Source organism: Pedobacter aquatilis, assembly GCF_030409415.1.
Classification (GTDB): domain Bacteria; phylum Bacteroidota; class Bacteroidia; order Sphingobacteriales; family Sphingobacteriaceae; genus Pedobacter; species Pedobacter aquatilis.
On the sequence record NZ_JAUFPW010000035.1, the window covers coordinates 318955 to 327035 of the forward strand.

4 protein-coding genes are annotated in these 8081 nt (G+C 36.9%); all 4 read left to right on the forward strand.

The window, feature by feature from the left end:
• Nucleotides 1–2592 carry an L-rhamnose mutarotase gene (locus tag QWY86_RS18270; protein ID WP_290244201.1) on the forward strand — a complete coding sequence of 864 codons (2592 nt, stop codon included), beginning with the start codon at nucleotides 1–3 and terminating at the stop codon, nucleotides 2590–2592.
• 64 nt (nucleotides 2593–2656) lie between these two features.
• Nucleotides 2657–3742 (forward strand): Gfo/Idh/MocA family protein, encoded by a 1086-nt coding sequence (locus tag QWY86_RS18275; protein WP_290244203.1) that lies wholly within the window; start codon nucleotides 2657–2659, stop codon nucleotides 3740–3742.
• A 137-nt stretch (nucleotides 3743–3879) separates the two neighbouring features.
• The gene (locus QWY86_RS18280) at nucleotides 3880–5466 is read left to right on the forward strand and encodes a sodium:solute symporter family transporter (protein WP_290244205.1); all 1587 of its coding nucleotides are present in this window, start codon (nucleotides 3880–3882) and stop codon (nucleotides 5464–5466) included.
• 131 nt (nucleotides 5467–5597) lie between these two features.
• Nucleotides 5598–7763 carry an alpha-L-rhamnosidase-related protein gene (locus tag QWY86_RS18285; protein WP_290244206.1) on the forward strand — a complete coding sequence of 722 codons (2166 nt, stop codon included), beginning with the start codon at nucleotides 5598–5600 and terminating at the stop codon, nucleotides 7761–7763.
• The last annotated feature ends 318 nt before the right edge of the window (nucleotides 7764–8081 follow it).

Sequence of the window (8081 nt, forward strand, 5' to 3'; positions counted from 1 at the left end):
ATGGAAAGAAAAATAGTGAAAGGTATGCTAAATGTTTATCGCAAAATAAATTATAATTTTTGTTACAGTTTGCTAAGAAATTATCAAGCAAGGTCGTATTTTATTATAATTTTTTCTTTTCTATTCCTAAGTTTAAATGTCAAGGCAGCTGATATTTACGTTTCTAAAAATGGTTCTGATAGTAATATTGGTACAAAAGGAAAACCATTAGCCTCTTTACATTTTGCCATCAGAAAAGCTCGTGAACTGAGGCGTTTAAATGATTCATCTATAAAAAATGGCATCAAAATTTATATTGAGCGAGGTTTTTATCAGCTAGATGAGGCAATCGTTTTACGACCAGAAGATTCAGGTACTAAAGAGAGTCCGACGGAAATAATTGCTTCTGAAAAAGTAGTTTTAAGTGGTGGAACGAAAATAAATGGATGGAAAAAACTTACTATGCCTGTTGCAGGTTTGCCGAAAGAAGCAATTGGTAAAGTTTGGGTTACTGATGTTCCAAATTTTGATGGAATTGATTTGCAATTTCGTCAGCTTTGGGTTAGCGGTAAAAAAGCCATCAGAGCTAAAAACTACAATGGTGAGCTGATGGGCAGAATTTTGTCTTGGAATAAGGAAGATCAAACCTGTAGAATTCCACTTCAAAAAAACATCAACTTATCCAATATTAAAGGTATGGAAATGCTGATTCACCAATGGTGGGCGGTTGCAAATCTTCGTATAAAATCGGTTAAAATAATTGGAAATAGTGCTGAATTATCGTTTATGCAGCCAGAAAGTCGCATACAATCTGAGCATCCCTGGCCAGCTCCATGGATTTCTGAAAAGACTGGAAACTCCGCTTTTTACCTCACAAATGCTATTCAGTTTTTAAACGAGCCTGGCGAATGGTTTGAAGACTTGAAAAATCATAAGCTTTATTACTGGCCAAGAGCAAATGAAAATATGCTTCAGGCGGATGTTGTTGCTCCAGTTTTAGAAAATCTGGTTAAGATTGAGGGGACAATTGATAACCCTGTATCGTATGTAAATTTTAAAGGAATTTCTTTCGAGCACTCTAGCTGGTTAAGACCATCAAAATTTGGACATGTGCCACATCAGGCAGGAATGTACATGCTTGATGCCTATAAGTTAAAAACGCCTGGAACACCAGATAAGGCAAGCTTGGAAAATCAAGCTTGGGTTGGGCGACCTGCATCAGCCGTTGAAGTTAATTATGCTAAACAGATTTCTTTTCAATCTTGTCGTTTTGAACACATAGCCTCAACAGGTTTAGATTTTAAAAAAGGCACAGCCGATAATCTTATCCAAGGGAATTTATTTACAGATATTGGTGGTTCGGCAATTCTAATCGGCACTTTTTCTGATGAAGCAACAGAAGTCCATCTGCCTTATAATCCATCAGATAAGGGAGAAATTTCTACCAATGATGTTATCGAAAATAACTTAATTACGGATGCAACTAACGAAGATTGGGGCGCTGTAGGCATTGGTGCGGGTTATGTTCGCGGTATTAAAATTTTGCACAACGAGATTCGAAATGTTTCTTATTCGGGCATTAGCTTGGGTTGGGGTTGGACAAAAACGCCTAACGCTATGAAGAACAATACAGTTACTGCGAATAAAATTCATCATTACGGGAAACATATGTATGATGTTGCTGGGATTTACACTTTATCAGCACAGCCAGAATCTTTTATCACTGAAAATGTTATTGATAGTATCTACAAAGCGCCATATGCGCATCTTCCAGAGCATTGGTTTTATTTATATACGGATGAAGGTTCATCAAATTTTACAGTAAAAAATAATTGGACACCAGCCGAAAAGTACCTTCAAAATGCCAACGGACCAGGTAATTTGTGGGAAAAGAACGGGCCAAAAGTTTCATTAGAAACTAAGCAAAATGCGGGTTTACAACCATCTTATCAATATTTACTAAATGAAAAATCTAGCTATTCAAATCGAGGAATTAACGTTGCTGAAGATAAATCGGTCGTTTTTGAGTTGGTTTTTGAAAATGAAAATCTCCCAACAGATAAAATTTTAGAAAACTTTGCAAAGGAGAATAATCTTTTGCCATCATCAATATATAAATGGAATAATCGATTGGTGATTTATACCTCGACACTAAAAGTTGAAAGCCTGCAGCAAACCTTGAAACGTTTAAATGCTAAAGATATCAAGCTGTACGATAATCTGTTTTATGATTTTAAACGAGCGAAAAACTGTGGCGATAAACCTGTTAAAGAATGGGATAACATTATTTTATCGGCCAATTTGGTTGAGGATGAAAAGCTGCAAAATGAATATCTGGATTACCATAAAACCCAGTTCGAAAAATGGCCCGAAATATCAAAGGGTTTTTGCAATGCAGAGTTTCAACGTTTGGCAATTTTTAAAAAGGATAGGCAATTGATGCTAATCATCAGCATCCCCAAAGGAAAAAAACTTGATGATTTGAATCCGAAAACGACTGAGAATAATCCAAGAGTGGATGAATGGAATGCGATAATGAAAAAATACCAAGAAGGAATTGAAGGTACAAAAGCAAATGAAGTTTGGGTGTTTTTTAAACCGATAGAAAATTAAGTAAAGTCATCATTGCGATGGTGAAAATAATGAAATTAAGAATGTTATAACGCTAAATATAAATATGTTAAGATTAGGGATTTTAGGATTAGGTGAGGGCAGAAGCACGATTTCTGCATCCTTGGCCAGTAGGAAATTTAAGTTGATTCAAATTTGCGATGCCAATAAAAAACTTTGCGAAGAACGTGCTTTGGAGTTCGATTTTCAAAACTGGACAACCAATTATGAAGACATGCTAACCAGCGATAAAATCGATATGATTGCGATTTACACGCCTGATCATTTGCACTTTGAACACATCAAACTCGCTTTGCAACATGGCAAACATGTGGTTTGTACAAAACCTTTTATTGATGATTTGGCGCAGGCAAATGAACTTTTGGAATTAAGTAAAAAGTCGAGAAAAAAGATTTTTGTCGGACAAAGCTCTCGCTTTTTTGAACCTGCAATGCGCCAAAGGAAAGATTTTGATAAAGGCTTAATTGGCGAATTAATTACCATAGAGAGTTATTACCATGCCGACCATCGTTGGTTTTTAGAGAAAGGTTGGTCTTTAAAACAATCGTTTAAATGGTTGTATGGCGGTTTAAGTCATCCTGTAGATTTTGTACGTTGGTATATGCCCGATATTGAAGAGGTGATGGGTTACGGTATGTTAAGTGCTAATGGCTTAAAAGCTGGGTTGAAGAATCAAGATACTATGCACTTCATCTTTAAAGCTAAAGATGGTAGAATTGCTCGCGTGAGTGGTGCATACACTGGTCCGACGCAACCTGCAAGCCGCGATAGTGGAATGAGCTGTGTTTTACGAGGAACCGAAGGCGCCAGTCAGGCCGATTACCATGAATTACGTTATTCCGTAACCACTAAAACTGGCGAAGAAAAAATCATTACCTGGGGCGATTCAACGCTGAAACATTATTTCCGCTTCGAGGGGCAAAGCCATCATGCAGGAGAATATCAAAACTATTTAGATTATTTCGCAGATAGCATTAATAATAAATTTACGGCATACCCGGATTTGAAAGAAGGTATTGGTACAGTTGCGCTTTTACAGGCAATGGATAAATCAATGGAAATAGGTTTGCCAGTAAAAATAGATGAAATTTTGAAAGCAAATAAGATTACAAGGGAATCTATAGGACTATAAATATTTGCCACAGAAATACTGAGGAACAAGGAATTAGTGCAAAATAAAATAGTAATATACGGGCGCTTAAAAAAAATAATTCCGTGAATTCAGTGCTTCCGTGGCAAAAAATTAGGCAAAACTAACCAAATAAACCAATGAACAACATTGTAGAACGCTTAACCAATTTAGATTACTTCATCGTAATCGCTTACCTCATTATTCTGATAATTATCGGATATCGGGCAAGTTTCTCGAAAAAGAAAAGCGATGAAAACTTGTTTTTAGCCAATAAATCTTTGGGTTGGAGCAGCATTGGTTTTAATATGTGGGGCACAAATGTTGGTCCATCCATGTTGGTTGCATTTGCAAGCATTGGCTACACTACAGGAATTGTTGCGGTAAATTTCGAATGGTATGCGTTCATCTTTTTATTCTTGTTAGCCATTGTTTTTGCACCCAAATATTTAGCTGCAAAAGTTAGCACCATGCCAGAGTTTATGGGAAACCGTTATGGCGATTCTACCCAAAATATATTGGCATGGTATGCTTTAGTTAAGATTTTAATTTCCTGGCTATCTCTTGGTTTGTTTGCTGGTGGAGTTTTAGTCCGACAAATTTTAGGTGTGCCGATGTGGCAATCTGTAACGGTAATTGTGGCCTTTGCAGGTCTTTTTGCTTTTTTTGGAGGATTAAAGGCCATTGCCAAAGTAAACGTTTTTCAAATGATTTTGCTGATTTGCGTTTCTTTAGCCTTAACTTATTTAGGTTTAGAAAAAGTTGGTGGTATTGTAGCATTATACGATACAACACCAAAGCATTTTTGGAATTTAGTACAACCCGCAAGCGATCCACAATATCCTTGGTACGCTATTCTCTTGGGGTATCCAGTCTCGGCGGTAGCATTTTTCTGTACTGACCAATCCATGGTTCAATCGGTTTTAGGTGCAAAAAATTTAGAACAAGGTCAGCTTGGCGTGAGTTTTATTGGCTGGTTAAAAATACTATCGCTGCCGCTTTTTATCGTTACCGGTATTTTGTGTTATGTTTTATATCCTGGTTTAGAAAATGCCGACATGGCTTACATGACCATGGTTACCACTTTATTTCCCCCTGGGATGAACGGTTTGGTGATTGTGGTACTTATTGCGGTTTTAGTCGGTTCCATTGGTTCTTGCTTAAATTCTTTGAGTACGGTTTTTACAATGGATGTTTATGTGAAAAAAATCAATCCAGAAGCAACAACAAGTCAAGTAATTAAAGTAGGTAGATTAACCGTAATAGCTGGTTGTGTTTTTGCGATTTTGGTCGCCTTAGCGATTGATAATATTCAAGGCTTAAAGTTATTCGATATTTTTCAAGCCGTGCTTGGATTTATCGCACCGCCATTATCAGTTGTATTTTTATCGACAGTTTTTTGGAAAAGAACAACCAAAAAAGCAGTTAATTTCACGCTTTCAGTTGGCTCCATAATCAGTTTAGGGATTGGGGTTTGCTATTTGTGGGTTTTCCCATCTTCAATGTATGATTTCTGGCCACACTATTTGGTTTTATCATTCTTGATTTTTGTGCTGTTAGCGGTTTTATCAATAGCAATTTCACTTACTGATTCCTCGCCATCAGTTTATAAAATCAATGAAGAACACCTGGCAAATACCGAAAAACCAAGTCGCCGAGTTTGGATTTCTTTTGGTGCCTTAACCATAATTATGATTGCCTTATATATTTTCTTTAATGGACATTAAAAATGTTGGGAGTCTTTAGTCCGAAGTCGGATGATACACAGAATAAATAATTTTACAGCCTTGGTTCGTGTCTTCACGAACCAAATAAATGTAACCTTTAATATAACGTTTCTTGAACCAAATTTTAAATTATGAAAAACTTAAAAAATATACTTCTCATCGCTATTTTCAGTGGTTTGCTAAGCCCTGCGTTGGCTCAAAAAGCATCATGGATTTGGTATCCAGGCGATTTTGATATTTATATGAGTAACGTAATGCAAAACCGAAGAACCGAGCGGGGCGTATTCTTTCCTGTATTTTGGAAAATGGATAGCCATTATGTTCTAGTCGATTTTCATAAAGAATTTACCCTTACAGAAGCTGAAGAAGTTAAGCTATTTGTAGAAGGTACTTACAACGTAAAGATTGACGGTCAGGCGATTTCTGGCTTTCCTAAAACGGTGAAAATCCCTGCCGGAAAGCACAAGTTGAGTTTAAAAGTTTACAGTCAGGGAACAGTTCCCGCAATTTTTGTACAAGGCAAAACTGTGGTTTCTGATGAAACCTGGCTAACTACTTTCGAAGATAAAGAGTGGATAGACCAAAGTGGTAAAGTTTCTGATAAATCGGGAACAACTTTCGTCACCGCTGGCTCGTGGAATTTAACCGACCCAACCAAATTGCCATCGCAATTTAAGTTGCCAACCGTAGCGCTTAAAGCAGTTTCATCGAAAAAAGCCGAGGCAGGTACACTATATGATTTTGGAAAAGAAACGTTTGGTTTTATTAAACTTCATGGCTTAAAGGGCAAGGGCAGAGCAAGTCTTTACTATGGCGAATCGCCTGAAGAGGCTTTATCGACGGGTAAATGTGAAACCTTGGATTACGTTGATGTCGATTTATCGCAGAAGAAAGATTCCATTATGCCGCTTTCAAAGGCTTTTAGATATGTGAATTATCAGCCAAGCGGAAATGTTTCGGTCGATTCTGTAACCATGCTTTATGAGTATGCGCCGGTAACCGAACGCGGCAGTTTTAAATCGTCAGATGCGGAATTGAACAAGATTTATGATGTCGCTAAATACACTTTCCATTTAAATACTCGGGAGTTTTTTATTGATGGAATAAAACGTGATAGATGGGTTTGGAGTGGCGATGCATACCAAAGTTACCTGATGAATTATTATTCGTTTTTTGATGCACCCACGGTTAAAAGAACACTACTTGCACAACGTGGAAAAGACCCGGTTACCGCCCATATTAATACGATAATGGACTATTCTTTTTATTGGTTTCTGGGGATTTACGATTACTACAAGTTTACAGGCGACCAAAAGTTTGTGCAGGATATTTATCCACGAATGCAATCGCTTATGACTTATATTGATGGTAGAAAAAACAAAAATGGTTTATTGGAGTGGATGCCAGGCGATTGGATTTTTATTGATTGGGCTGATAAATTGAGTAAAGATGGTGAGGTAAGTTTTGAGCAGTTACTTTACGCCCGAAGTTTAGAAACGATGGCTTTGTGTGCTAAACTTGCGAATGATGTTGACGGTGCTTCAAAATACGATAAGCAGGCAAAAGAATTAAAAAGCAAAATTTTTGAGCTTTATTGGAACCAAAATAAAAATGCTTTGGTGCACAGCAGAATTAATGCTAAACAAACAGATAACGTAACCAGATATGCAAATATGTTCGGAATCTTCTTTGATTATTTTACTCCAGAGCAAAAATTAGGCGTTAAGAAGAATGTTTTGCTAAACGATAATGTTGCTAAAATTACCACACCTTACATGCGTTTTTACGAGTTGGAAGCTTTGTGTGCAATGGGCGAGCAAAAATACGTATTAAAAGAAATGAAAAGCTATTGGGGTGGAATGCTAAAGTTAGGTGCAACCTCTTTTTGGGAAGAATACAATCCTGATAAAAAAGGTGTGGAGCATTTAGAAATGTACGGTCGTCCATATGGAAAAAGCCTTTGCCACGCTTGGGGCGCTAGTCCGATTTATTTATTAGGGAAATATTATTTAGGCGTAAGCCCGGTTAGTGCAGGTTACGAAACATACACCATTGAACCAAGTTTAGGCGGCTTGGAATGGATGGAAGGCAATGTGCCTACGGCTAATGGTGATATTTCCGTTTATATGAATAAGAAAGAAATTAAGGTAACTTCTGCCGTTGGAACAGGTACGCTTAAAATAAAAAGTAAAACGAAACCAATTGTTAAGGGTGCTATTGTAGAGGAAATTTCAAGAGGAAATTATGAAGTTAAGATAGAGAAAGGGACAGAATATTTAGTGAAATATAGTAACTAGCGCAACATTTCCATCATTGTTAGGCAGGGAGCATTCTTTTTTGAAAATCTTTCTTTTCTATTATCCGTTGGTTAAAACTAACGGCAATGTGAACTTGCAAATGACTAACTCTTATAAAAGAAAACACACAATTTCATTGCAGGCTGCTTTAACTGCCAGTAATGAAATTGCATGTTTTCGACCTTAGCCGAATAACCTTTTTACTCTAAACCCGTATTCTATGGTTTTTGCAAATAAAAGGTTAATTAATTTTTCTGAGTAGCATTAATTTAGGTTGCTATTTCGGCAAGATACGGTGTTCCTCTTTTTACGGCTGCA

What these genes read in the sequence shown, in the direction of transcription:
- QWY86_RS18280 (WP_290244205.1), top strand. Translation starts at nt 3,880, where the DNA reads ATGAACAACATTGTAGAACGCTTAACCAATTTAGATTACTTCATCGTA.
- QWY86_RS18270 (WP_290244201.1), top strand. Translation starts at nt 1, where the DNA reads ATGGAAAGAAAAATAGTGAAAGGTATGCTAAATGTTTATCGCAAAATA.
- QWY86_RS18275 (WP_290244203.1), top strand. Translation starts at nt 2,657, where the DNA reads ATGTTAAGATTAGGGATTTTAGGATTAGGTGAGGGCAGAAGCACGATT.
- QWY86_RS18285 (WP_290244206.1), top strand. Translation starts at nt 5,598, where the DNA reads ATGAAAAACTTAAAAAATATACTTCTCATCGCTATTTTCAGTGGTTTG.